General features: G+C 57.5%; 21 protein-coding genes. 17 read left to right on the forward strand and 4 right to left on the reverse strand.

Going from position 1 to position 23,592, the window contains the following annotated elements; genetic code table 11:
• Positions 1-122: 122 nt before the first annotated feature.
• The 11 genes from O3675_RS03985 to O3675_RS04035 all read left to right on the forward strand — a co-directional run bounded on the left by O3675_RS03985 (position 123) and on the right by O3675_RS04035 (position 13,377).
• Positions 123-1,043, forward strand: coding sequence for a glycosyltransferase family 2 protein (locus tag O3675_RS03985; protein WP_371571105.1), 921 nt, complete (start codon positions 123-125; stop codon positions 1,041-1,043).
• 258 nt (positions 1,044-1,301) lie between these two features.
• A complete protein-coding gene (locus O3675_RS03990) occupies positions 1,302-2,300 on the forward strand; it encodes a glycosyltransferase (protein ID WP_070667137.1) in 999 nt (332 codons plus the stop codon).
• Positions 2,291-3,391: an RNA-binding protein gene (locus tag O3675_RS03995; protein WP_371571107.1), complete on the forward strand. Its 1,101-nt coding sequence runs from the start codon at positions 2,291-2,293 to the stop codon at positions 3,389-3,391. The genes O3675_RS03990 and O3675_RS03995 overlap by 10 nt, the downstream gene beginning before the upstream one ends.
• A complete protein-coding gene (locus O3675_RS04000; RefSeq protein ID WP_371571109.1) occupies positions 3,391-4,119 on the forward strand; it encodes a cytidylyltransferase domain-containing protein in 729 nt (242 codons plus the stop codon). The genes O3675_RS03995 and O3675_RS04000 overlap by 1 nt, the downstream gene beginning before the upstream one ends.
• A gap of 90 nt (positions 4,120-4,209) precedes the next feature.
• The gene (locus tag O3675_RS04005) at positions 4,210-6,453 is read left to right on the forward strand and encodes an N-acetylneuraminate synthase family protein (protein ID WP_371571111.1); all 2,244 of its coding nucleotides are present in this window, start codon (positions 4,210-4,212) and stop codon (positions 6,451-6,453) included.
• An 11-nt stretch (positions 6,454-6,464) separates the two neighbouring features.
• Positions 6,465-7,550, forward strand: coding sequence for an acyltransferase (locus O3675_RS04010; RefSeq protein WP_005506936.1), 1,086 nt, complete (start codon positions 6,465-6,467; stop codon positions 7,548-7,550).
• Entirely contained in the window at positions 7,547-8,662 is a 1,116-nt protein-coding gene (locus O3675_RS04015; RefSeq protein WP_005506938.1) for a glycosyltransferase family 4 protein, read from the forward strand. Before O3675_RS04010 ends, O3675_RS04015 begins: the two co-directional genes overlap by 4 nt.
• On the forward strand, positions 8,659-10,062 hold the full coding sequence (locus tag O3675_RS04020) for an O-antigen ligase (RefSeq protein WP_005506939.1): 1,404 nt from the start codon (positions 8,659-8,661) through the stop codon (positions 10,060-10,062). Before O3675_RS04015 ends, O3675_RS04020 begins: the two co-directional genes overlap by 4 nt.
• Before the next feature lie 2 nt (positions 10,063-10,064).
• The gene (locus tag O3675_RS04025; protein WP_371571114.1) at positions 10,065-11,105 is read left to right on the forward strand and encodes a glycosyltransferase family 4 protein; all 1,041 of its coding nucleotides are present in this window, start codon (positions 10,065-10,067) and stop codon (positions 11,103-11,105) included.
• A 64-nt stretch (positions 11,106-11,169) separates the two neighbouring features.
• A complete protein-coding gene (locus O3675_RS04030; protein ID WP_005506943.1) occupies positions 11,170-12,117 on the forward strand; it encodes a glycosyltransferase family 2 protein in 948 nt (315 codons plus the stop codon).
• Positions 12,118-12,129: 12 nt separating this feature from the next.
• Positions 12,130-13,377 carry a glycosyltransferase gene (locus O3675_RS04035; RefSeq protein WP_371571116.1) on the forward strand — a complete coding sequence of 416 codons (1,248 nt, stop codon included), beginning with the start codon at positions 12,130-12,132 and terminating at the stop codon, positions 13,375-13,377.
• Between the two features lie 82 nt (positions 13,378-13,459).
• Here O3675_RS04035 and O3675_RS04040 read toward each other — a convergent pair whose 3' ends face one another.
• The 4 genes from O3675_RS04040 to rfbA form a co-directional block, all read right to left on the reverse strand.
• The gene (locus O3675_RS04040) at positions 13,460-13,768 is read right to left on the reverse strand and encodes a PqqD family protein (RefSeq protein ID WP_070676147.1); all 309 of its coding nucleotides are present in this window, start codon (positions 13,766-13,768) and stop codon (positions 13,460-13,462) included.
• A complete protein-coding gene (locus tag O3675_RS04045) occupies positions 13,765-14,622 on the reverse strand; it encodes a nucleotidyltransferase family protein (RefSeq protein ID WP_371571118.1) in 858 nt (285 codons plus the stop codon). Before O3675_RS04045 ends, O3675_RS04040 begins: the two co-directional genes overlap by 4 nt.
• Before the next feature lie 112 nt (positions 14,623-14,734).
• Entirely contained in the window at positions 14,735-16,207 is a 1,473-nt protein-coding gene (locus O3675_RS04050) for a polysaccharide biosynthesis tyrosine autokinase (RefSeq protein WP_303936473.1), read from the reverse strand.
• Between the two features lie 96 nt (positions 16,208-16,303).
• Entirely contained in the window at positions 16,304-17,164 is an 861-nt protein-coding gene (gene rfbA, locus O3675_RS04055) for a glucose-1-phosphate thymidylyltransferase RfbA (protein WP_005506948.1), read from the reverse strand.
• A gap of 74 nt (positions 17,165-17,238) precedes the next feature.
• Here rfbA and rfbB point away from each other — a divergent pair, with 74 nt between their 5' ends.
• The 6 genes from rfbB to sufU all read left to right on the forward strand — a co-directional run bounded on the left by rfbB (position 17,239) and on the right by sufU (position 23,322).
• On the forward strand, positions 17,239-18,237 hold the full coding sequence (gene rfbB, locus O3675_RS04060; RefSeq protein WP_044142793.1) for a dTDP-glucose 4,6-dehydratase: 999 nt from the start codon (positions 17,239-17,241) through the stop codon (positions 18,235-18,237).
• On the forward strand, positions 18,237-19,661 hold the full coding sequence (locus tag O3675_RS04065) for a sugar nucleotide-binding protein (protein WP_371571121.1): 1,425 nt from the start codon (positions 18,237-18,239) through the stop codon (positions 19,659-19,661). The genes rfbB and O3675_RS04065 overlap by 1 nt, the downstream gene beginning before the upstream one ends.
• A 243-nt stretch (positions 19,662-19,904) precedes the next feature.
• Entirely contained in the window at positions 19,905-20,525 is a 621-nt protein-coding gene (locus O3675_RS04070; protein ID WP_005506952.1) for a 50S ribosomal protein L25/general stress protein Ctc, read from the forward strand.
• A gap of 187 nt (positions 20,526-20,712) precedes the next feature.
• Entirely contained in the window at positions 20,713-21,300 is a 588-nt protein-coding gene (gene pth, locus O3675_RS04075) for an aminoacyl-tRNA hydrolase (RefSeq protein WP_005506954.1), read from the forward strand.
• 187 nt (positions 21,301-21,487) lie between these two features.
• The gene (locus O3675_RS04080; RefSeq protein ID WP_371571124.1) at positions 21,488-22,786 is read left to right on the forward strand and encodes a cysteine desulfurase; all 1,299 of its coding nucleotides are present in this window, start codon (positions 21,488-21,490) and stop codon (positions 22,784-22,786) included.
• Between the two features lie 65 nt (positions 22,787-22,851).
• Positions 22,852-23,322 (forward strand): Fe-S cluster assembly sulfur transfer protein SufU, encoded by a 471-nt coding sequence (sufU, locus tag O3675_RS04085; RefSeq protein ID WP_005506960.1) that lies wholly within the window; start codon positions 22,852-22,854, stop codon positions 23,320-23,322.
• Positions 23,323-23,592 lie beyond the last annotated feature (270 nt).

Genomic DNA, 23,592 nt, shown 5'->3' on the forward strand with positions numbered 1-23,592 from the left:
ACTGCATAGGTAATCGAAAAGTGCAGCTGAAAAAGTAGTGAAGTTGTATAATCCTAGAGACGATAGCGTCCACCGCTACGGTGGTTTCTATTATCCCTCTCACTCAAGAAAGATTGTAATACATGACCTTCCTTCCCCGCGTTTCTGCGGTTATTCCTTTCTACGGCGAGCCGGAGCCGGTTCTTGCCATTATTGACACTCTGCGTGCTCAGCAGGGCATTGACTCCGCAGACATTGAGATTATTGTCTCTGATGATGTTTCGCCCATCCCGTTCCCCGAGGTTGAGGGCGTGACCGTGGTTCGCCGCCCTGTTAACGGTGGTTTCGGTAAGGCTGTGAACTCCGGTGTTGCTGCCGCGACCGGTGAATGGGTTTTCATCCTCAACAGCGACCTGGAGCTGGATAACAGCTTCGTCTCGCGCATGCTCGCAGCCGTGGAACGCCACGGCGAGGTGCTGGCTAGCCCGCAGGTTATTGGCCACGACGGCAAGCAGCAGTGGGTCGCACGTAAGTTCCCCACCGCAGCGCATATTGCGTGGGAATGGTTCACTCCGCTGGCTCGTTTCAAGCCGACCGACTGGTGGCACCGCGGTGTCGGTCACGACGTTGAAGCATGCACCGGTACCTCGGACGCGAAGGTCGACTGGGTTATGGGTGCATGCATGGTCGTTCCTCGTGCGACCTTCAACCGCATCGGTGGCATGGATGAGCGTTTCTACATGAACAGCGAAGAGGTGGATTTCCAGTACCGCCTCTCGAACGCTGGTGTGGACCGTTACCTGATTCCTTCGGTGACTGTAACCCACGAGGGAGGCGGATCTTCGCCCTCCGAGCGTCGTGTACAGTGGCTGACCACCGCTCGCTTCATTTATGCGGATAAGTGGGGCTGGGAGAAGAAGCTCGCTGTTGCTTTGCGTGCTACCAGCTACGCGAACTTCCTGGTGAACTCGGTGCGCGGCCTGCGCAATAAGGACGTGGACGCTCGTGGCTTCCTCGCCACCGAGCTGGAGCGTATCGCCAAGGCAGAGCGCCGCGAGAACTAGGCGCGAAACGTGCGGAATCTACAGCGGTAGTTCCGCAAGATTCCTAGCGCTCTTCAGCAGAAGGCACATATAGAACGTAGGAGGCGACACAGTGCACTCGAGTGTGTCGTCTCCTGCTTTCGTTGTAAAATTTCAATAGGTATGTTTTGCCTCAAATTGTAGGTGAAACTTTCCGTTCCTCTTCACTCCAACACATAGCACCGCACGGTTCTACCCTGCGGGTTCGTATAGCAAACGCCGACAGGATTCAATCCTCATATGACTCAGCCCAAACTTCTACTGCTCTCGCCCGCATTCCACGGGTATTGGAAGGCAATTCAGGCATCCCTGGAAGTGCACGGATACGAAGTGCGCACCCACATCTACGATGCGCCGGGTACTCTGCCCGAGCGTATCCTCAACAAGCTTGCCCACGAGCTGCCCGAGAAGTACCGCCCCGAAAGCTTCGCAGCGCAGGCTACCCGTAAGGCTATTGACGCTTTCAACGAATTCCGCCCCGATATTGTGCTGGTCATTAAGGGCGATATGCTCTCCCGCGAATGGTGGGATCTGCTGAAGACCTCCGGTGTTCGCTACGGCACCTGGCTCTACGACGAAATGCGCCGCATGAGCTACACCGAAGAGGACCTGCACCACCTGGGCTCGCTGGCAAGCTACAGCCCGCTGGACGCGCAGCACCTGCGTGAGCAGGGCTTCGAGGTGCTCGACATGCCCAACGCCTACGACACCCACTGCCCGGTTGTCCCCATGCGTGAGGACTCCATCAACTTTGTGGGCGCTAAGTACCCGAACCGTGAGGAGACCCTGCAGGCGCTGGTCGCAGCCGGTCTGCCGGTGCGTGCCTACGGTCGTGCTTGGTCGCGTCACCCCTATGACATTCTGCGCACTAAGCAGTTCAAGGATTCCGGTGTGCCCGCAGGCCGCGATATTGACCGCTCTGAGGCGTACGGCATCATGGCGTCCTCCCCGGCAACGCTGAACATCCACAATAACCAGGATGGTTTCACCATGCGCACCTTTGAGGCTCCCGGCGTGGGCGCCCTGCAGGTGATTGACCGTGCCGATGTGGATCGCTACTACATTCCTGGCGAAGAGGTTCTGGTCTACGAGAGCATTGATGAGCTCATCGAGATTTGTACCCGTATTTTCCGTGAGCCGAAGTGGGCTCGTCAGATTCGTGAAGCCGGTCAGAAGCGTACTCTGGCTGAGCACACCTTCGATCAGCGTGTAAAGATTTTGGAGCAGCTATGGGCCTAACCTATCCCGTTGATATTGACGCATGGGCTGCCTGGCAGAAGCGCCAGAATACCCTGCGCTGGGCTAAGACGGAGGCACGTCAGTTCGTGAACCGTCTGCGCGGAGGTGCGGCTGAACAGGAAGGCCCCGTCGGCGGCGTGCTGTACACCCGCGGTGCCGTACCCCGCGTGCTCATCGTGCTCGATTCGTTCTCGCCGACGAGCCGTAACTCCCTATTGGAGCCGCTCAAGTACCTCGAAAACGTGGGTGTGGCCCTGTGGGTCCCTGAGGACGCTTCGGAGTACCTCAACGGCCAGTACGCCACTGAACGTTACGACCGCGATGCCTGGAGCGAGCAGGAAGCGACAGGAGACCAGTTGCAGGAGCTCCTGCCCGGTGTGCGCGTAGTTCTCTCCTTGGGCCACTACCTGGCACGCGGTGCGGCAGCCTACGAGTACGCTCGCGCGATTGGCGCGGAGTACTGGGTGGTTCAGCACGGTCTGCTCGTGCCGCAGGCACCGCCGCTACCGGTCGGATGCACCCTGCTGGCTTTCAGCGAAGCTGATGCGGAATTCTGGGCATCGGGTCGCCGCGATGTGAGCACCCACGCGGTGGGCTCGCAGCTGCTTTACCTTGCGGCGCAGAAGGCTGCCGGTGCTGAGGCGCAGAAGCAGAACGACCTGGAACCGATCTTCCTAGGACAGATGCACGGTGCGGAACTGCCGCGCGCATCCTTCGCGTACGCTTCCCACTCCTTCTTGAAGAAGTTTGGTGGAACCTACCGCCCGCACCCGAGCGAGAAGGACAAGCTGTCGGTGCTGACCCACAAGCTGTGGGAGAAAGAAGGCATCCGCATTGACCGCTCCGGCACCCCGCTGAACGAGGTGCCAAACCCGGTGGTGTCCATCTTCTCTACCGGCGTTCTGGAGGCTGCAATCCGCGGAATCCCGGCGTGGGTATACCACCCGGCACCGCCGGCATGGCTGGTGGAATTCTGGGACCGGTACGGCATGAACCAGTGGGGTCAGGAACCGACCCCCGCACCGATTCAGCCGGATAAGGAGCCCGCGCGTCGCATCGCCGAGCTCATGATTGAAACTTTGGAGGCATAATGCGTATTCTCTGCGTCATCCCCGTGCGCGGTGGCTCGAAGGGCATTCCGCGTAAGAACCTGCGTCCTATCGCGGGTAAGCCGCTGGTCGCATGGACCATTGAGCAGGCACTGGCTGCTAAGGAAGAAGTAGCCGGCGAGCACGAGTTGCGTGTTGTCGTCTCCACCGACGATGCTGAGCTGGCTGATATCGCCCGCGAGTATGGTGCGGAGGTGCCGTTCATTCGCCCGGCACACCTGGCTGAAGACACCACCGCAACCGAGCCGGTCATCGAGCACGCCATCGAGTTCTACACCGAAAACGGTTGGGAACCCGAGGCTGTCATGCTGCTACAGGCAACCAGCCCGGTGCGTCTGCCCGGTACTCTGGCTCGTGCGGTCCGCCAGTTCGCGGAGAACGGTAAGGACTCCATGGTCGGCGTGATCCCGATCGGCCCGTTCATTTGGACCTGGCACGCCGATGGGGAACCCACCGCAGCCTTCGAGATTATGCACCGTCCGCGCCGTCAGGAGCTGACTAAGGAAACCTTCCGCTACCGCGAAAACGGCTCCATGTACATCACGAAGACTCCTGTGTACACTGAGCACCACAACCGCCTGGCCGGCTACCCCGGCGGTACTATTGACTTGTTCATGCTGGACGAGGTCGAGGGCGTCGACATTGACGCACCGATTGACTTCTCCGTGGCAGAGCATCAGCTCACTCAGATCCTGGCCGAAGGCAAGTAGCCTTCACCAGCGGCAGTACCTCGTCTGCTGCTCCCGGCTTGACCGGCACTCAGGCATTCAACTAAACACTCAAACGAAAAGGTCAAAATCGTGATTATTGAACGCAATATTGCCCCCTACGTGGTCTTTGCTGAAGACCCCATTCTCAACGCTCTGCAGAAGATTTCTGCTAACGGTCAGCGCATCATCTTCCTGGTGAACGAGTCCGGTATCCTGCGCGGTTCGCTCTCTGACGGTGACTTCCGTCGTTGGCTGATTGCTAACCCCACTGCGTCCCTGGAGACCAGCGCTCTGGACGCGGCGAACACCAACCCGCAGACCGCACCGGTTAACGCTGACCCCGAGACCCTGCGCGCATACTTCGCGAAGGGTATCAACCACGTGCCGCTGACCGACGAACGCGGGCACCTCGTGGCACTGGCAATGGACGAGCAGGACGTCCTGCGCATCGGTAAGCACACCATCAGCGAGGATTCCCCCTCCTTCATCATTGCTGAGATTGGTAACAACCACCAGGGTAGCGTTGACTTCGCTAAGGAACTGGTGGATTTGGCTGTTGAGTCCGGCGCGGACGCTGTGAAGTTCCAGCTGCGCGACATGGACGCTCTGTACCGCCAGCGCGGTGCGGCAACCGCAGGTGAGGACCTGGGCGTTCAGTACACCCTGGACCTGCTGTCCCGCTTCTCCCTGACCGTTGACCAGATGTACGAGGTCTTCGACCACGTCAAGCAGCACGACATGGACATCATGTGCACCCCCTGGGACGCACCCTCCGTTCAGGCGCTGGTTGACTACGGCATCCAGGGTATGAAGATTGCGTCTGCTGACCTGACCAACCACGAGCTGCTGCGCGACGTGGCTTCCCGCGGCCTGCCCATGCTGGTTTCCACCGGTATGAGCCGTGAAGAGGAAATCCGCGAGTCCGTGGCTCTGCTGCGTAACGCTGGCGCATCCTACGCTCTGCTGCAGTGCCAGTCCGCGTACCCGGCACCCTTCAAGGACGTCAACCTGGCGTACATGGACCGCCTGGCTGAGATCGGTCAGTGCCTGGTCGGTTACTCCGGTCACGAGCGTGGCTACCACGTGCCGATTGCTGCTGTTGCTCGCGGCGCGAAGATCATTGAGAAGCACTTCACCACCGACAAGACCCTCGAGGGTAACGACCACACCGTCTCCCTGCTGCCTGAGGAATTCAAGGCAATGGTCCAGCAGATCCGTGAGGTTGAGACCGCTATTGGTTCTGCTGCTCCTCGTGAGGTGTCCACCGGTGAGCTGATGAACCGTGTGAACCTGGCAAAGTCCCTGGTTGCTACCCGCCACATCGCTAAGGGCGAGGTCGTGACCGAGGCTGATGTTGCTGTGAAATCCCCCGGCCGCGGTCTGCAGCCGAACTACCTGCCGCAGCTGCTGGGCCGCACCATGCAGCGCGACGTTGAAGAAGGCTCGTTCTTCTTCGAGGGCGACCTGAAGGATGACCTGGTGACCCGCCGCGACTTCAAGTTCGACCGTCCCTGGGGTCTGCCGGTTCGTTACCACGACTACAAGCCGCTGATTGAAGAGGCGAAGCCGGACTTCCTGGAGTTCCACTTCTCCTACAAGGACCTCGAGATTAACATCGACGACGTCTTTGACTCCAAGCTGGACATGGGCTTCACCACCCACCTGCCCGACCTGTTCGCAGGCGACTTCCTGGTGGACCTCGCGTCGAAGGATTCCGAGGTGTGGGAGCGCTCCATCGCTGAGGTTCAGCGCACCATTGACATCACCCGTGACCTGACCCGCTACTTCACTGTAGACGAGGACCCGGTTATGGTCGTGACCATGGGTGGCTTCACCAAGGACAAGCACATCCCCGCATCCGCACGTGCTGAGAAGTATGAGCGTATCGGTGAGGCGCTGAAGCGTCTGGACGCATCCGGTGTTCGCCTGGCGGCTCAGACTCTGCCCCCGTACCCCTGGCTGATGGGTGGTCAGCAGTACCACAACCTGTTCCTGGATCCGAAGGACACCGCCGAGTTCTCGCGTGCATTCGACACCGCACTCTGCCTGGACATCTCCCACACCATGCTTGCTTGCAACTTCCTGAACATTCCGCTGTCGGAGGCTGTTGAGCAGCTGGCACCGCTGTCCATCCACCTGCACCTGGTGGACGGCACCGGCGTTGACGGTGAGGGCGTTCAGGTTGGCGAAGGCGATGTCGACTGGGCATCCCTGGGTAAGCAGCTGCGTGAGCTGGCACCGAAGGCATCCTTCATTCCCGAAATCTGGCAGGGCCACATCAACAACGGTGAAGGCTTCTTCACTGCACTGGACCGCCTCGAGAAGTGGCTGTAGGACCGGCGTCTATGGCCAAGTCTCAGACCGTAAAAGCTCGGGAGGGTGACGTCCTTGATCAGGACTTCATCACTCCCGGGCGTTTCCGGGAGCTGGACGGGTTCCGCGGCCTGGCTGCTATTACCGTGGTGATTTATCACCTGGGTGTTCCCGCTACGGAGAATTATCCGCGGACTGCTCCTTCGCCCTATGACATCGCCCTTGGTGAGTTGGGTGTCCAGCTCTTTTTCATCATTTCTGGTTTCGTGATCCTGCTCAGCGCCATCAAGAGCGGGTCGGCACTGAAGTTCGCGATTTCGCGTTTTTCTCGTATTTACCCGACTTATTGGTTTGCGCTGGCGGTATCGGCGCTGGTGTATTTCATCTACGGAAACCCCGGACGCCATATTACGATTCCGCAGACCCTGATTAACACGACGATGCTGCAACGCTTCTTGCGTGTGGATAACGTGGATCAGGTGTACTGGACGCTGGCAGTGGAACTGCAGTTCTACGTGATGGTTGCCCTGTACCTGATTATCCGGAAGGGAAAGATTTACCGTGGGGAGCTGACTACGATTCTGCTCACCTGGTCGGTTATCGGTACGGCTCTGTGTCTGCTTTTCCACCCGGAGGCTTCTCTCGGTGGAGCACCGAAGATGATTGTGTGGGCTGCGGTTGCGGAACATTCTTCGCTCTTTAGCCTGGGCATGATGTTCTTCATGTATAGCCATGATCGAAAGTTCACCTGGCATATTCCGTACTTTGCGATTCTGGCTTCCCTCAACGCAGCGCTGATGCATGATCTTGCTCATGGAATCGGTGTGGCACTGATTAGTCTGGTGTTCTTCATCGTTGTATATCTGAAGAACGTTCCGGTACTTTCGAGGGGTCCGCTGAATTTCTTGGGACGCATTTCCTATCCCCTTTACTTGGGCCACGCTATGGTCGGTTATATGCTTGTTGATATGTTCTACCCGGTGGCTGGTCCCTGGGGGGCACGTATTATTGCATTGGTTTTGGTAATCTGCTTCGCTTACCTGGTGCATATTTCCATTGAAACTAAGGTTTCTGCATCCTTCCGTTCTTTCCTCACTCGAAAGTTGACTAAGGCATGACCTCTACACCAACGGCTCTATGGGTCGTTCCGGTTCCCGATTTTGGTGGAGTAGCTCGGCACGTTGTCGATATGGCACGTGCCGGGCTCCCCGGCTTTAACCTGGTGGTTCTCGCGCCCGAAGGTAAGCTCACGAGCCGCCTCGAGGAACTGGGCGTCACCGTCATCAAGGCTGAGTTCGGTCCCGACTACGGTTTTAAGACTTCTTTTGCTTCTTTGCAGAAGGCTGTTGAGCAGCTCCGCCCGGATATTGTGCACAGCCACCTGGCGTATGCGGACGTTGTAGCGACCGCTGTGGTCAATGCACTACGCATCCGTAGCGTCATCAAGCGCGGCACCTGCGTGCCGAAGCTTCTGACCACTGAGCACGGTATTGCTGGTAATGACTCGGTGTACCACGGTAGCTCCTGGCGTTCTAAGCTCATGGAGACCGTGCATCGTGTGCGCCTGTGGGGTACCGATCAGGCGATTGCTGTTTCTCGTTCTACCGCTGATCAGATGCGTGCCAAGTGGGGCGCTCGTGGTGTGGAGCTGGTGTACAACGGCGTGGATATCCCCGAGGTGCACGCGGCTGTTGAGCAGCAGCGTGTTCCCGCAGAGGGAGGTCCGCGTATTCTCTCGCTGTCCCGTCTGTCCCCTGAGAAGGGCATTGACGTGCTACTGGACGCTTTTGCGCAGCTTCGTGCTGATTACCCGCAGGCTCATCTTGAGATTGCGGGCTCTGGCGATTTGGCGTCCGAGTTGCAGGCTCAGGCTCAGCGTCTGAACCTGGGGGAATCGGTGACCTTCAGCGGCTTCGTTAACCCGATTGAGGCGATGGGCCGTAGCGACATGATTGTTCAGCTGTCGGTGTGGGAGAACTGCTCCTACACTCTGCTGGACGCTAAGGCAGCTGGTCTGAAGACGGTCGCTACCGCTGTGGGTGGTAACCCGGAGATTTTGGGCGCCGACGAGCTGGTAGACCGCCAAAGTGCAACCCTGACTCAGGATGTTCTGCAGGCTATGCGTGCGCAGCTGCAGAAGGGTGAGGCTGAGCCTTTCACCTGGATTTCAAACGAGCAGATGGCTGCTCAAACTACTGAGATATACACTCGTACTTTGGAGAAGAAATGACTGTAGCTCACTCTCAACCTGCATCTGGAACTAAGTATTCAGCTTCCACAGATGCCTCTTCGAGCAATGCTACTCGTTTTGGGCAGACTGCGAAAGCTGAAGCGAAATACCTTGCTAGTAGTGTTTCGAAACTGTCAATGCTTGATTTCTGGGCAGGGTTTGGCCTAATTTTTATTGGTATTACAACAGCGTTTTTTGCTATGCCAGTGGGAACTGTCGTGGTGATGGTGCTCGTACTCTACAACTTGACGAAGCCTGCCAAAATCGAGAACACCTACAACGGGCTATTCTTTACGATTCTTCTGTTAGCTATTGGTTGGGCACTATTTGAGACTTTGACGTTCAACAGTTTCCCTGTTGAGTATGCGATTCGTCGCGCTGTGCGAATGGCGGTTGTGGTACTGCTCGCTCTGCAGATTGCGCAGAAGAAGATTGATATCCGTTCTCTACTGTTTGGTGTGGCCTTTGGTCTATTTGTCAACGTCATTGGCTTCTATGCGGGTATAGCACCTGATAACTATGGCGGTACGTTGACCGGTTGGCTCAATGATAAGAACCAATCGGGTCTGTACTATGCGCTTTTCGGTTTTCTCTTTGTCGCCATGGTCAGAAAGACAAACCACCGCATTGCCGCTATCACTATTACTGCGGGCATGTTGTGGCTAACTGGTTCTCGCACTTCATTGGCTGCGTATGCCTTCGCCGTCCTGTGGCTGTACTTCTCCTACCGTCTGAATCTCTTCGGCAAAGCTGTTCTGGCGTATCTGTTCTATCTAGGCGTGAACTACCTGGAAGATAACTTTGCTCGTGCGGGTGCTTTCGCGGATCGACTCGGTAGTGACCTATTGCGTCAGCGAATTGACGAAGGAATGTACCGCATGATTGATGTGGTTCCGTGGTACGGCGGTGGTCTGGGTACTGCACAGGTTCCGCTACAGGATCGATACTTTTACTTCCACAACTCATATATGACGTTGGTCCAGGAGGCTGGATGGCTCTATATGATTGTGATTGTATCCTTGATGATTTCTGCCGCATTCATCTGGAAGCAGCAGCGTGCTCAGCGCATTGTTATTGCCGAAGCCGCAATGGTGATTATCATTATTACCTCTCAGCGTCTTGGTGAGGTGATTCTGACTGTGCCGTGGGCTATCGTGGTGGGTCTTGCACTGCTGTACCTGAACCCGGATAAGGATTTGGACGCTTCGGATAGCGGACACCATGAACCAGGTGCTATGCAGAAGACGCAGAGCAGCGAGGAAAAACCTGAGTTGCAGAACGGCGAGCTTATTGAGAATGAAGCTCCTGCCCTTGTAACCCATCAAGAAATGCCTAAGAAGTCGACTACGTCTAAATCGTTTGACGTCAGTTCTATCCGTCAGCGGGCGAGGAAAGTATAACGATGAAAGCACTCTACATCGCCACCAATAACGGTGACATGGGCGGCGGCGAGGTCATGCTTCTGAACATCGCCCGCGCGGCCCGTAGCCTTGGCTACAAGGTCACCATTGTGGGCCCTTCCGAGCCGAAGCAGCTTGTAGAAGCTGCTGCGGATGAAGGTTTTGCGCGCGTGGTACTGCCAGCTAAGAACCGCGCACAGTACATGGTGGCTCTGCGTAGCTGGCACGCTCGCCACAAGGATGTTCTGCTGTGGTGTAACGGTCTGGTTCCCGCAGCGGCAACGGGCGGCCGTAAGAACCGCATCGTGCACCTGCATCAGCTTCCTGCCGGTGTGAACGCGAAGCTCGTACCCTTTGCCCGCCATAAGGCGTCTGTCACCCTGGTGCCTAGCCGCTATGTGGCTCGTGCCTGCCCCGGTAGCGAGCTGTTTGCGAACTGGGTCAGTGGCGTATCCACCGAGCTTGATCACCGTGTGGGGGAGCGCCGACTTCGCGTCGGTTACCTGGGGCGTTTGACTCCGTCTAAGGGCATCGCGACCCTGTGCCAGGCGATGAGTTCCTTGAACTCTAACGGCATTGAATACGACCTGGTGATTGGCGGCGAGCCTGTCTTCGCATCTGACGAAGAACGCGCTGAGGTTGAGGATGCGCTAGCTCGTGTTGCTACCTTCAGCACCCGCTTGGGCTGGACTACCCCGGACCGTCTTTTTGGTGACATCGACATGCTCGTTGTACCTTCGATTGCCCCCGAGTCCTTTGGCTTGGTGGTCGCTGAAGCGATGAGCGCACGCGTCCCTGTAATCGTCAGTGACGCGGGTGCGCTATCGGAGGTGCTGGGCGGCGCCTCGTACCCGTACGTTGTGCCTGCTGATCAGCCGGTAGCTCTTGCGCAGGCTATTAAGAGCCTGGGTACTGAGCTTCGAGAAGATACGGATGCCCTGGCGGAGCGAACCTCCGAGCTGTTCTGGCGTTGGCAGGAGAATTACTCGCCTGAAGCAGGTAAGGTCCGTGTTGGTGAGGTTCTGGAGCGTTTTATCCGCTAAGGTGCTTCTAACCCTATAGATCATTCCCAACGGATATCCTCTCACTCAAACCCGAAGGAAAATTATGACGACTACCCACCGTTACAAGGCTGCGGTTATCATCCCCTCTCGCGGTGGTGCAGATATTCTGCACTACCCGCTGGATGCGCTTGCTGCCCAGACCGAGAAGGACTTCCAGGTTATCGTGGTCCTCGACGGCGATATTGATAACAGCGAAGCTGTGCTTGACCGCTACATTGCGGAAGGCAAGCTGAACCTGACCAAGATTGTTTTCGAGGAGAACCGCGGTCGTGTGGCAGCGCTGAACGCTGGTCACCGTGCGGCTGATGCGGATATCCTCATCCGTTGCGATGACGATCTTGAGCCTGCTGCTGACTATGTCGAGGCGCAGATTCGCCTGCACCGTGATTATGACGGTGTGATTGGTACCTTGAAGAACGTGTACCCGGACACTCCCTATTCTCGTGTGTACGGTAACTTCCGCGATGCCCGATTCAAAGAGGGAGCCCTCAGCGTAGCTGAAGAAGGCCGTTGGCTGTACTGGAACGGCAACTCTTCTATCTCTGCGGAGTACTTTGACCGTACTGGTGGATACGACCCTGCGTACCGTCTCTACGGGTGGGAAGACGTAGACATGGGCAAAATGGTCCATGACGCTGGTGGCCGCATCATCATCTCTGATGAGGTTGAGGTCAAGCACTATGCTGAGGCTACCACCACTGCGGTGCGTGCCCTGCGTGCCCTGCACTCGGGTTCTGCCCGCACCATCTTCGTGCGTAAGCACGGCGAAGATGCACACCCTGCCCCGAACCCGACCGGTCCCTGGGGTTTCTTGGTCAAGACCCTCGCTCGTTTCACCACCGAGAAGACCATTAAGGCTCTGGGGGATGCGAGCGATAAGATTCTGCTTAAGCTACCCGCCAAGGTTGCAGAGAAGCTTGTGGCGCTGCAGGTTGAGGCTGCATCTTACGCCGGTATTCACTATCCTGAGCGAGCTCAGAAAGTTTTCTAGGAGGAAAAGAAAATGTCACTCACTCAGCTCTTGACCTCCGCTCCGTTTACCGGGCCGAAGAACCCTGACGCGGTGCTCGCGGATATCCCGAAGAGCCTCAAGAAGCTTGGTCGCCTGGTGCGCCGTTACGCGCCGATGGTCAAGCCTGAGGCTACTGAAGAGATTGCGATTGCCCATGATTACCTGACTCAGCGCGGCGGCGCGGAGCGTGTTGTCCTGGCAATGCACCGTGCGTTCCCGGACGCACCGATTTACACGACTCTGTACGACCCGGAGGGTACCTTTCCCGAGTTCAAGGACGCGAAGATTATCACGAGTCCTTTGAACAAGATTGGTTATCTGCGTCGTAACCACCGCATGGCTTTGCCGATTCTGCCGTTTGCTTCTTCTTTCTTGAAGGTGCCGGCTGAGCGTGCTGTGGTGTCGACGACCGGTTGGGCGCACGGTTTCAACTTCGCCGGCCGTAAGTTCATCTACTGCCATTCTCCGGCGCGTTGGCTGTACCTGAGCGATCAGTACTTGGGTGAGAAGAGCACCGGCCCCGTACCTCTGCTGCTGAAGACCCTGCGTCCTGCACTGATGCTGTGGGATCACTGGGCGGCTCACCGCTCGGCGGTGTACGTGGCGAATGCGAGCGTGATTAAGAAGCGCATCGAGAACGTGTACGGCAAGAAGGACGTTCCGATTTTCTTCCCGCCGCACTCGGTAGACACCACCGCACCGGTTGAGCCTATTCCGGGTCTGGAAGAGTTCACCGAATCGGACGATTATTTCTTGATCGTTTCTCGCCTGCTGCCCTACAAGAATGTTGACAAGGCTGTTGAAGCCTGCAATGAGTTGGGTAAGAAGCTGCTGGTGATCGGCCGCGGTCCGGAGAAGGAACGTCTGGAAGCGCTTGCGGGCCCGACTGTTCGTATTGCTTCGGGTGTTTCGGACGCGCAGCTTCGTTATGCGTACCGTCACTGTTTGGCGTTGCTGGCTATCTCTTATGAGGACTTCGGTATTACTCCGCTGGAAGCGGGTGCTAGCGGTAAGGCCGTGATTGCCTACCGTGCGGGCGGCTTCTTGGATACTATTCAGGAAGGCAAGACCGGTATGTTCATCAACCAGCCGACCGTGGAGCAGCTGGTGGAAGCTCTCAAAGCTTTCAACCCGGACGACTGGGATGCAGACTACATCCGCGAGCACGTTGACGGTTTCTCGGAGGCTCGTTTTATCAGCCGTCTGAAGATGTACGTGCAGGCTTTGCCCGAAGACTAAAAGAGCTCGGCTCATAGAAGAAGGCGGGGCGGTAGAACTATAAAGTTCTACCACCCCGCCTTCTTTATTTGTTCTGAGAGCCTTAGCGGGCCTCTAGGAGTCCCTTGGAGAGCAGTTCTGGAATGAAACCCTCAATCTGCGGCCCCATGGTCTCTATGGGCTGTTCATACATTTCACAGAGCACGTCGATAGCGTCCTGCAACGGCATCGGGTCCTCAAAAATACTCCAAATAATAGAGGCTGAATCCTGAAGAACAGACAGCTCACCATTGGCAAGATTTGCGAGATAAGTTGCCGTGGGGGAGTACTTAGCGAACTCTTCAGAATGAACATACGCGATGTTCTCGGGGATGCCGTACACGGTCTGACGGGAATCTACCGGATTGCTCATTTTTTCACCTTGATTCCAAAACGCTCAAAGAACTTTGCACGTATCTCTGCCTTAGTGGGGGTGCGTCCCAGCTGCATCGCCAAATGGTCCTTATTCACAAAGAAAATATTTTTGAGGGTGCGTAGCTTATCGTGCAGGGTCGTCGCCGACTGCAGACGTCCGATCCACTGGATGTAGTGGGGCACATCCTGGGAGACCGACAGCCACAGTAGGTAGTCGCGGTCGTCACGGTACTGCTCCAGACCGCCCATGGCCGCGCTATATGCCAGGGATGAGTCAAGCTCCTCGGCGCGGGCTCGTAGGCGCTGCCAATCGCTGTAGGAGAGCAGAGAGACCAGATAGTTAATATCTGCGCTGTAACGTGATGCAGCGCGGGCGCGGTGAAGCACCACGAGAAGACGCGCGTCCAGATCGCTGGGGACAGTGCATGGACGGTGAGCAATCATACGGGTCTTGCGTGCCGCCCAGACACGGTCAAACGCCTTCTCATAATCGCCGTGGCGTCCCAGACCGGGGAAGAAACGATGAATATCAGTCAGGCCCCATGAAGCGTGGTAGAGCGTCATCGCGTGCTCGAACACGGAACCTGTCTCGAAGTGGGCTTGGATACGCCATCCATCTGCCATAAGAATCTCTACAAAGCGGTCCACGTGAGAGGGCCGGACAAGCAGGTCAGCGTCGGAGCTGTACCTGCCCTTGCGGTAAATTTCCTGGGAGAAAGCGTAGCCTTTGACATGCAGAATATCGATGGAGTGCATGTCGGCAATCCGCTGGAAGTAGGCGTGCGCAAGCCGAATCCGTGCCGCGAGCGGAGTAGTCTGCGGCTCCGGGGTATTGGGTGAGTGAGCGGTCACAATAGCCTTTCGGTGCACATGTATACCAGATAAGTATAAGGCGGGACGGGCAGAAAATACTGCCCATCCCGCCCTAAGTCGCTCCCTATGGTTTAGGGCGCTTATTACGTTGTTACTTCTTGGTCGAGGACTTCTTTGACGACTTCTTGTCGCCTTCCTTGCCGTAACCGTAGTAGGTTGCATAACCAACGTAGGCGCTTGCGTAACCGAAGCCGTAGTAGGAGTTACCCAGACCCTTACGGGGTGCACGGTTCAGAACCATGCCGAGGAGGTTCGCGTTGACCTTCTTCAGGATGTTGGAAGCTTCAGTCATCTGCTCACGGTGGCTTCGGCCGATAGAACCAACGAGAATCACGCCATCCACGGAGTGGGAGAGCAGCGAAGCGTCGGTCACGGGCAGCAACGGCGGAACGTCGACGACCACGATGAATTCTTCGGAGAGCTCGTTAATCAGCTGGCGCATCTTATCCGAGCCCAGAAGTTCGGAGGGGTTCGGGGGGATACGGCCTGCAGGCAGGATGAAGAGGTTAGATTCGCCTACCTGGTGGACGGCGTTAGCAATCTCAACCTGGCCGGCCAGAACCTGGGTCAGACCGACCTTAGCGTCGAGCTTCAGCTTCTTAGCCACGGTCGGGCGGCGCAGGTCGGCGTCAATGAGGATGACAGGCGAACCAGCGTCAGCCATTGCGCGAGCCAGCGACAGCGACACGGTCGACTTACCTTCACCGGGCACTGCGGAGGTGACGATGAACGAACGCGGGGGAGTGTCAACATTCACGAAGCGCAGGTTGGTGCGCAGCTGACGGATGGACTCCTGAGCGATGTGGTCGTCGGTGCCACCCTTAACGATGTTGTCTTCGTTCAGGTCGTCACTGACGGGCAGAACACCCAGGATGCTTGCGCCGGTTGCCTTGGTAGCGTCGTCACGGGTACGGATGCGCTGATCCAGTGCACGGCGCAGGAAGATTGCAGCGTAGACCAGAACCAAACCAGTGCCAGCACCGATAAGGGTGTTCTGCTCGTAGTTCGGAGCCACCAGCGGGGGGTTCACGCTTGCGTTATTCAGCGGAATCACGCGAACGGTGTTGCCACCAGTGGGAGAAGCAGCAGTACTGTCGCCATTTACCAGAGCCTGAGCGTTACCGGGGTTCTGCTCAATTTCCTTGATGTAGTCGGCAGTAGCCTGCAGTGCGCCGTTAGCGAGTAGCTGTGCGTTCTTCGGGGAAGAAGCCTTAGCGCTCACGGTAATCAGTGCAGCGTTTTCGCCGGCAGCTGCGGTGATGCTAGAACGAATCTGACCGGTGGTCAGAGACAGTTCGGGGGTGTTCTGCTTAATCTTCTGTGCCACGGCCTCAGAGGAGACGATAGCTGCGTAGGAGCGAGCACGCTCCTTAGCAGCCGTAGAGCCCGAGAGAACATCCACCGTACCGGACTCGCCCACGGTCACGTAGCCCGAGGACGATGCAGCGTAGACCTTCGGCTGGAGAGAAGCATAGCCGAAGCCCGCTGCGGCACCGACAACGATGCCAATGATCAGCAACCAGAGGTTAGCCCTCGTGGTGCGGAAAAATTCCAAAATGGTCATGGTAGTGAGAATACTCCAGAAAGTTTGAGTTAGTGTACCTGCAACGTGGAGTGTTGCTACAGGCGGTGAAGGGATACGAAAATCCCCTGGTGTTTATTAGCGGAGCAATCCGAGCAGGTAGCTACCGTAACCGCTCTTGACGAGGGGGGTAGCGATGTCGCGCAACTGCTCATCGGAGAGCCAACCATGGCGCCACGCAATTTCCTCCGGGCAACCAACTGACAGGCCCTGACGGCTCTGAACAGTGCGGATGAAGTTAGTGGCATCAGCGAGTGAATCAAAGGTTCCGGTATCGAGCCACGCGGTACCGCGAGGCAGAACCTCAACCTTCAGTTTACCCTGTTCCAGGTAGACGCGGTTGAGGTCAGTGATTTCCAACTCACCGCGCGGGGAAGGCTTAATCTGACGTGCATACTCTACAACCTTCGAGTCGTAGAAGTACAGACCCGGAATAGCGTAGTCGCTCTTGGGGTTCTCGGGCTTCTCTTCAATGGACAATGCGTTGAAGTTCTCATCGAACTCCACCACACCGTAAGCGCGAGGATCAGCAACCTGGTAAGCGAAGACGGTCGCGCCGTCCTTCTGCTCGTAGGTGGCAAGCTGAGTGCCCAGACCGGGGCCGTAGAAGATATTGTCACCGAGCACGAGAGCTACGGGGTCATTACCAATAAAATCAGCACCCAGAATAAATGCCTGTGCCAGACCGTCCGGAGACGGCTGCACCTTGTATTCGAGATTAATACCGAAACGGGAACCGTCACCGAGCAGTCGCTGGAACTGCTCCTGATCGGTAGGGGTGGTAATAATCAAAATATCGCGGATACCCGCCAGCATGAGAGTGGACAGCGGGTAGTAAATCATCGGCTTGTCATAGACCGGAGTGAGCTGCTTGCTAATACCCTGAGTGATAGGGTGCAAACGGCTTCCGGTGCCGCCGGCAAGAATAATTCCCTTCATAACTTCTTATTGTGTCATGTTTATCTCTTTGTTGAGGCATAAAAATCGCTATTTAGGCAGGTAAAATATACCGTATGGCTCACATTCTTGTTACCGGCGGTGCCGGTTTTATTGGTTCGAACTTTGTTCACCACCTCATCGATAACACTGATCACACTATTACTGTGCTGGATAAGATGACCTACGCCGCAAATGCTGCGTCTTTGGAGGGTCTTCCTGAATCCCGCTTCAAGCTCGTCGTAGGCGACATCGCCGACCGCGAGCTGGCTGACGAACTGGTCGGCAAGGCAGACGCTGTCGTTCACTACGCTGCGGAATCGCACAACGACAACTCCCTGTCCAACCCCGAACCGTTCATCCACACTAACCTCATCGGTACTTTCAGCCTCCTGGAAGCAGTCCGTAAGCACGGCACTCGCTACCACCACATCTCCACCGACGAGGTCTTCGGCGACCTCGAGCTGGACGATCCGGCAAAGTTCACCGAAACCACTCCCTACAACCCCTCTTCCCCTTACTCCTCCACTAAGGCAGGCTCCGACCTGCTCGTGCGCGCATGGGTCCGCTCCTTCGGTATTGAAGCAACCATCTCTAACTGCTCCAACAACTACGGCCCCTACCAGCACATCGAGAAGTTCATTCCCCGCCAGATCACTAACATCCTCTCGGGCCTGACCCCGAAGCTGTACGGCGAGGGCCTGAACGTTCGTGACTGGATTCACGCATCCGACCACTCCTCTGCTGTGCTGCGCATCCTGGAGCAGGGTAAGATTGGCGAAACCTATCTCATCGGTGCGGACGGCGAGGAGAACAACATCACCGTTCTGCGCACCATCCTGCGACTGATGGGTAAGGACGAGAACGACTTCGAGCACGTGGTTGACCGCCCCGGTCACGACCTGCGCTACGCAATCGACGGTAGCCGCCTGCGTGCAGAGCTCGGCTGGGAGCCGAAGTTCACCGACTTCGAGTCCGGTCTTGCCGACACCATTAAGTGGTACACCGACAACCGCGGCTGGTGGGAGCCCCTGAAGGCTGAGGTTGAGGCGAAGTACGCAAAGGCTGGCCAGTAATGACCAAGGAATTGAAGGTTACTGAAACCGAGATTCCCGGCCTGCTCATCATTGATCTGCCGGTTCACGGCGATAACCGCGGCTGGTTCAAGGAAAATTGGCAGCGCGAGAAGATGGTCGCAGCCGGTCTGCCCGACTTCAACCCGGTGCAGAACAACATTTCGTTCAACGCTTCGGTGGGTACCACCCGCGGTATCCACGCCGAGCCCTGGGACAAGTACGTGTCGGTTGCGACCGGCCGCATCTTCGGCGCATGGGTTGACCTGCGTGCCGGCGAGTCCTTCGGCAAGGTCGTCACCGTTGAGCTGGGCCCGGACACCGCAATCTTCGTGCCCCGCGGCGTGGGCAACTCCTTCCAGACCCTGGAAGAGAACACCGCCTACACCTACCTGGTGAACGACCACTGGTCGGCGGATGCAGTATCCGGCTACAGCTTCCTGAACCTTGCCGATGAGACCGTCGCAATCGACTGGCCTATCGACCTGGCGAAGGCTGAGCTCTCCGAGAAGGACCGTAACCACCCGCGTCTGAACGAGATCAAGCCCCTGGAAGCCGACCCGATCCTGATTATTGGCGCGGGCGGTCAGCTCGGCACCGAGCTGGTTCGCCAGCTCACCGAGCAGAACGTACCCTTCCTGGCTGTGGATCGTGACCGCCTCGACCTGGGCAAGCCCGAGCAGTGGCGCGACGCATTCCGCTGGCGCTCCTTCCGCGCGGTCATCAACGCTGCAGCGTACACCGCAGTGGATCAGGCAGAGACCCCCGAGGGTCGCCGCGACGCCTGGGCGGCTAACGCTCTGGGCGTGAGCGCTCTTACCTCCATCTGCGAAGAAGCTAACCTGCCGCTGGTTCACGTATCCACCGACTACGTCTTTGACGGTTCCCTGCCCCTGGGCGAGGAATACCCGGAGGATCACCCCCTGGCACCGCTGAGCGTCTACGGCGCATCCAAGGCTGCCGGTGAGGTTGCCGCCGCCGCATGGCGTAAGCACTACACCCTGCGCACCAGCTGGGTTGTTGGCGCCGGCAAGAACTTTGTGGGCACCATGGCATCCCTGGCTGAGCGCGGCATCGACCCGTCCGTGGTCGCCGACCAGTGGGGTCGCCCGACCTTCACCCAGGACCTGGCAGCAGCTGCCCTGCACCTGCTCTTCTCCGGCGCTGAATACGGCACCTACAACGTGTCGAACACCGGTGAAGTCATCAACTGGGCACAGTTTGCTCGTGCAGTGTACGAAGGTACCGGCCATGACCCGGCACGAGTCAGCGACACCACCACCGAGGAATACTTCGCCAACGCTGAGCTCTTCGCTCACCGTCCGACGAACTCGGCAATGGACCTGTCCAAGCTGATTGCTGCAGGCTTCACCCCGCGCAATCACCGCGAGGCGCTCGCCGCCTACCTTGCAGAAATGGGTTCCTAATCCTCTAGGATTTGGTCCTATATCTGCTGATAACAGCATAAAAGGCGTGAAAAGCGCCATATCACAGGTTCCCGGCCCTTGAAGAAGAGCCGGGAACCTGTACAATATTGTCTTGGCCAAGGCGGTGGAATACACGAAACGTGTAGGTCCGTAACTGACGGTGGCTGGTTGGAAAGAGATTTCTGGCGCCAGTCCCTATTCCACTTGGCGCATCACTTCTAACCAAGAAAGGATGGACGACTCATGTCAGATACCATCAAAATTTCAGCTACCGTACGTAGCGACTTCGGCAAGGGCTACGCGCGCCGCATCCGCATGGCAGGCGACATCCCCGCCGTCATCTACGGCCACGGCGAAGAGCCCAAGCACGTAGTACTCCCCGGCCACGCAACCACCCTGGCTGCCCGCGTCCCCAACGCTATCCTCGACCTCGACATCGAAGGTGAATCACACCTCGCAATGATCAAGGACATCCAGCGTCACGCAATCCGCCCCGAACTGCAGCACATCGACCTGCTGACCGTTAAGCGCGGCGAGCGCGTTGAGATCGAGGTTCCTGTACACGTTGAAGGCGAGCCCGCTGTTGGCGCCGTTGCTAACCAGGAAGAAACCGTTCTTCTGGTTGAAGCTGACGCACTGAAGGCACCCGAAGCTTTGACCGTGAGCATCGAAGGCCGCGAAGCTGGCGCTCACGTTCTGGCATCAGATGTTGAACTGCCCTCAGGCGTAACCCTGGTTGCAGACGCTGAACTGCTGATCGTTAACGTTTCTGAGCCCGAGGAACTCGACGTTCCCGAGCCCGGTGAAGAAGGCGAAAACGCACCCGAGGGTGACATCGTTGAAGCTTCCGAGGAATCAGATTAGGCTGGCGAAGCTCACGACTCAGATAACTCAAAGCACTAAGACCGCGCCCTGCGCCTAGCGCAACAGTGATCTGTGGATGGCCCGCCGCTACCTCTCTTCTGAGGTGGTAGCGGGCCATACTCATAGAATGGTGTAGTCCATGAATTTTCTAAAAAACCTTTTACAGCGCCGTGGAAAGGGCGAAGATATGTCTGATGCGTGGCTCATTGTTGGTCTGGGGAACCCGGGCCCGGAGTACGAGAAAACCCGCCACAATATTGGTCAGATGGTTCTGGACGAGCTCGCCAAGGAAGTTGGCGGCAGCTTCAAGAAGCATTCCAAGGCCTCCGCGGTTGTGGTGGAGGGGCGCCTCGGTTTTGGTGGCCCCAAGGTCATCCTCATGAAGTCTCTCGGCTACATGAACACCTCCGGCGGCCCGGTCAGCGCCGTCGCCAAGTTCTACGGTATCGACCCCGACCATATCATTGTTGTGCACGATGAACTCGATATCCCCTTCGACACCATTAAGCTCAAGATTGGTGGGGGAGAGGGCGGTCATAACGGTCTGCGCGATATCACCAAGGCACTGGGCACCAAGGACTACTACCGTGTGCGCACCGGCATCGGTCGACCTCCCGGACGCATGGACACCGCAGACTTCGTGCTCAAGCCCTTCAGCAGCACCGAAGCGAAAGACCTGCCCTTCCTCATCTCGAACGCCGCTGATGCCACCATGATGCTCGTGAAGGAAGGCCTGCTGGCAACCCAGCAGCGCTACCACGGCGCAGGCTCCTAGCACATGACCCGTGCCGGGCAAGCACTGAACCGGGGCAACGCATGATTCGGGTCGAGGTGTGAACTAGGCTCTACCTAACTATGCAAGAGCCCGGTGAGGGAATAAGCTAGAAAAGAATGACGTTATACGCTCCACGACGGGAAAATACCCGACCCGTGGAGCGTATGAGCGAGAGAAGAAGGTACCCGTGGCTGAATACTCCACCCCCGCCAACACCCCGCTGAGCGACGACATCGTACGCCAGCTTCGCCAGGACTTCCCGATCCTCAACACCGAGGTCAACGGGCATCCCTTGGTTTACCTGGATTCGGGGGCGACCAGCCAGAAACCCCTTCAGGTGCTCGACGCAGAACGCGACTTCTACCTGCACGCTAACTCTGCTGTACACCGTGGCGCACACACCCTCGCGGTTGAGGCAACCGACCTGTTCGAGGACGCGCGCATCACCGTTGCGAACTTCGTTGGCGCCACTGATGAAGAGCTCGTGTGGACCTCTAATGCAACCGAGGCGCTGAACCTGGTCGCCTACTCCATTGGCAACGCCTCTCAGGGTATCGGCGGTCCGGCTGCTGAGCGTTTCGCACTGGGCCCTGGCGACGAAATTGTCACCACCGAGATTGAGCACCACGCGAACCTCATTCCCTGGCAGATTCTTGCTCAGCGAACCGGCGCAACCCTGCGCCACATCCCCTCCACCGAGGACGGTCAGCTCGACTACGAGGCAGCCGAGGGCATCATCAACGAGAAGACCCGCATCGTGGCGTTCACCCACGTCTCGAACGTGACTGGCGCAATTACTGATGTGCCCCGCATGGTTGCTATGGCTCGTAAGCACGGCGCAATCGTTGTACTGGACGCCTGCCAGTCCGTGCCGCACATGCCCGTAGACTTCCACGCCCTGGACGTCGACTTTGCGGCGTTCTCCGGCCACAAGATGCTGGCACCCACCGGTATCGGTGCCCTCTACGGCCGTGCGGAACTGCTTGAGGCTCTGCCACCCTTCCTGACCGGTGGCTCCATGATTACCCGCGTGGGTCTGCAGGACGCCGAGTACATGCCCGCCCCCATTAAGTTTGAGGCGGGTACCCAGCGCGTCTCCCAGGCGGTAGCTTTCGCCGCCGCTGTGCGCTACCTGCAGCACCTGGGTATGGAGAATGTTGAGGCCTGGGAGCACGAACTGGGCGCTCGCCTGGTTGAGGGTGTTCAGAAGATTGAAGGCGTGCGTCTGCTCGGCCCCGCCGACCCCTCCAAGCGTGCTGGCTTGGTAGCCCTCGCAATCGACGGCGTGCACCCGCACGATGTGGGGCAGCTGCTCGATACTCGGGGCATCGCCGTGCGCGTGGGCCACCACTGCGCCCAGCCGTTGCACCGCTGTGCCGGCGTGACTGCCTCGACCCGTGCATCCACCTACATCTACAACACCACCGAAGACGTGGACGCTTTCCTGAAGGCACTCGCCGAGGTACGCCCCTACTTCGGTTTTTAACGCAGACGCGTTAGAAGCTAACGCCCCAATTTTTCAGACATACCAACTGACGGAAGAAGATCACCGTGTCTCTTGAATCCCTGTACCAGGAAATTATTCTGGAGCATTCTAAGCAGCGCAGCGGCGAGCACCTCGTAGAGGTACCCGCCGGCCATGCAAGCGCCGATAACCACCAGTACAACCCCACCTGCGGCGACGAAATCAACCTGCGCGTGGTGCTCTCTGACGAGCTGAAGGACGGCGAGAAGACTATCGAGTCGATCTCCTGGGAAGGCGACGGTTGCTCCATCTCCATGGCTGCCGCCTCCGTGCTCTCTGAAATGGCTCCCGGCATGACCACCTCTGAGCTGCAGAGCCACGTGGATGCGTTCCGCGAGATGCTGCGCTCGCGCGGTAAGGTGACCCTGGACGAAGAGGAGTATGGCGATATGGCGGCTTTCTCCGGCGTTTCGAAGTTCATGGCGCGCGTGAAGTGTGCGATGCTTTCGTGGGTTGCGGTTGAGGAAGCTACTAAGGAAGCAGCCGCGAAGAACTAATTTTTTGCTGAGAGGGTAGGTTGGAATGTTCGGTAAGTAGCCAATATTTGAACGCCAATCGAAAATATCGAATGGAGCCATCGACAATATATTGCATGTAAGTGTAATGTTTTTCGATGAACTTTTCGTGGTGAGTACCGAACGAGACTCGATCCGAGAATCTACTCCCTATTCTTTCTTGCTATAAGATTTCTTTGATTTAAAACAATATGATGAAAATATGAGGCGGATACTACACTGTATCCGCCTCATATTTATATCTTTTCCTTT

The organism is Rothia sp. 27098_8_27, from assembly GCF_041432805.1.
Classification (GTDB): domain Bacteria; phylum Actinomycetota; class Actinomycetes; order Actinomycetales; family Micrococcaceae; genus Rothia; species Rothia mucilaginosa.

Excerpts from the sequence above, each read along its gene's own strand:
- O3675_RS04015 (WP_005506938.1), top strand. The coding sequence starts at position 7,547 with ATGACCTCTACACCAACGGCTCTATGGGTCGTTCCGGTTCCCGATTTT.
- O3675_RS04000 (WP_371571109.1), top strand. The coding sequence starts at position 3,391 with ATGCGTATTCTCTGCGTCATCCCCGTGCGCGGTGGCTCGAAGGGCATT.
- O3675_RS04035 (WP_371571116.1), top strand. The coding sequence starts at position 12,130 with ATGTCACTCACTCAGCTCTTGACCTCCGCTCCGTTTACCGGGCCGAAG.
- O3675_RS04050 (WP_303936473.1), bottom strand. The coding sequence starts at position 16,207 with ATGACCATTTTGGAATTTTTCCGCACCACGAGGGCTAACCTCTGGTTG.
- O3675_RS04030 (WP_005506943.1), top strand. The coding sequence starts at position 11,170 with ATGACGACTACCCACCGTTACAAGGCTGCGGTTATCATCCCCTCTCGC.
- O3675_RS04020 (WP_005506939.1), top strand. The coding sequence starts at position 8,659 with ATGACTGTAGCTCACTCTCAACCTGCATCTGGAACTAAGTATTCAGCT.
- O3675_RS04065 (WP_371571121.1), top strand. The coding sequence starts at position 18,237 with ATGACCAAGGAATTGAAGGTTACTGAAACCGAGATTCCCGGCCTGCTC.
- O3675_RS04025 (WP_371571114.1), top strand. The coding sequence starts at position 10,065 with ATGAAAGCACTCTACATCGCCACCAATAACGGTGACATGGGCGGCGGC.
- O3675_RS04040 (WP_070676147.1), bottom strand. The coding sequence starts at position 13,768 with ATGAGCAATCCGGTAGATTCCCGTCAGACCGTGTACGGCATCCCCGAG.
- O3675_RS03985 (WP_371571105.1), top strand. The coding sequence starts at position 123 with ATGACCTTCCTTCCCCGCGTTTCTGCGGTTATTCCTTTCTACGGCGAG.
- O3675_RS03990 (WP_070667137.1), top strand. The coding sequence starts at position 1,302 with ATGACTCAGCCCAAACTTCTACTGCTCTCGCCCGCATTCCACGGGTAT.
- O3675_RS04070 (WP_005506952.1), top strand. The coding sequence starts at position 19,905 with ATGTCAGATACCATCAAAATTTCAGCTACCGTACGTAGCGACTTCGGC.
- O3675_RS03995 (WP_371571107.1), top strand. The coding sequence starts at position 2,291 with ATGGGCCTAACCTATCCCGTTGATATTGACGCATGGGCTGCCTGGCAG.
- rfbB (WP_044142793.1), top strand. The coding sequence starts at position 17,239 with ATGGCTCACATTCTTGTTACCGGCGGTGCCGGTTTTATTGGTTCGAAC.
- rfbA (WP_005506948.1), bottom strand. The coding sequence starts at position 17,164 with ATGAAGGGAATTATTCTTGCCGGCGGCACCGGAAGCCGTTTGCACCCT.
- O3675_RS04010 (WP_005506936.1), top strand. The coding sequence starts at position 6,465 with ATGGCCAAGTCTCAGACCGTAAAAGCTCGGGAGGGTGACGTCCTTGAT.
- pth (WP_005506954.1), top strand. The coding sequence starts at position 20,713 with ATGTCTGATGCGTGGCTCATTGTTGGTCTGGGGAACCCGGGCCCGGAG.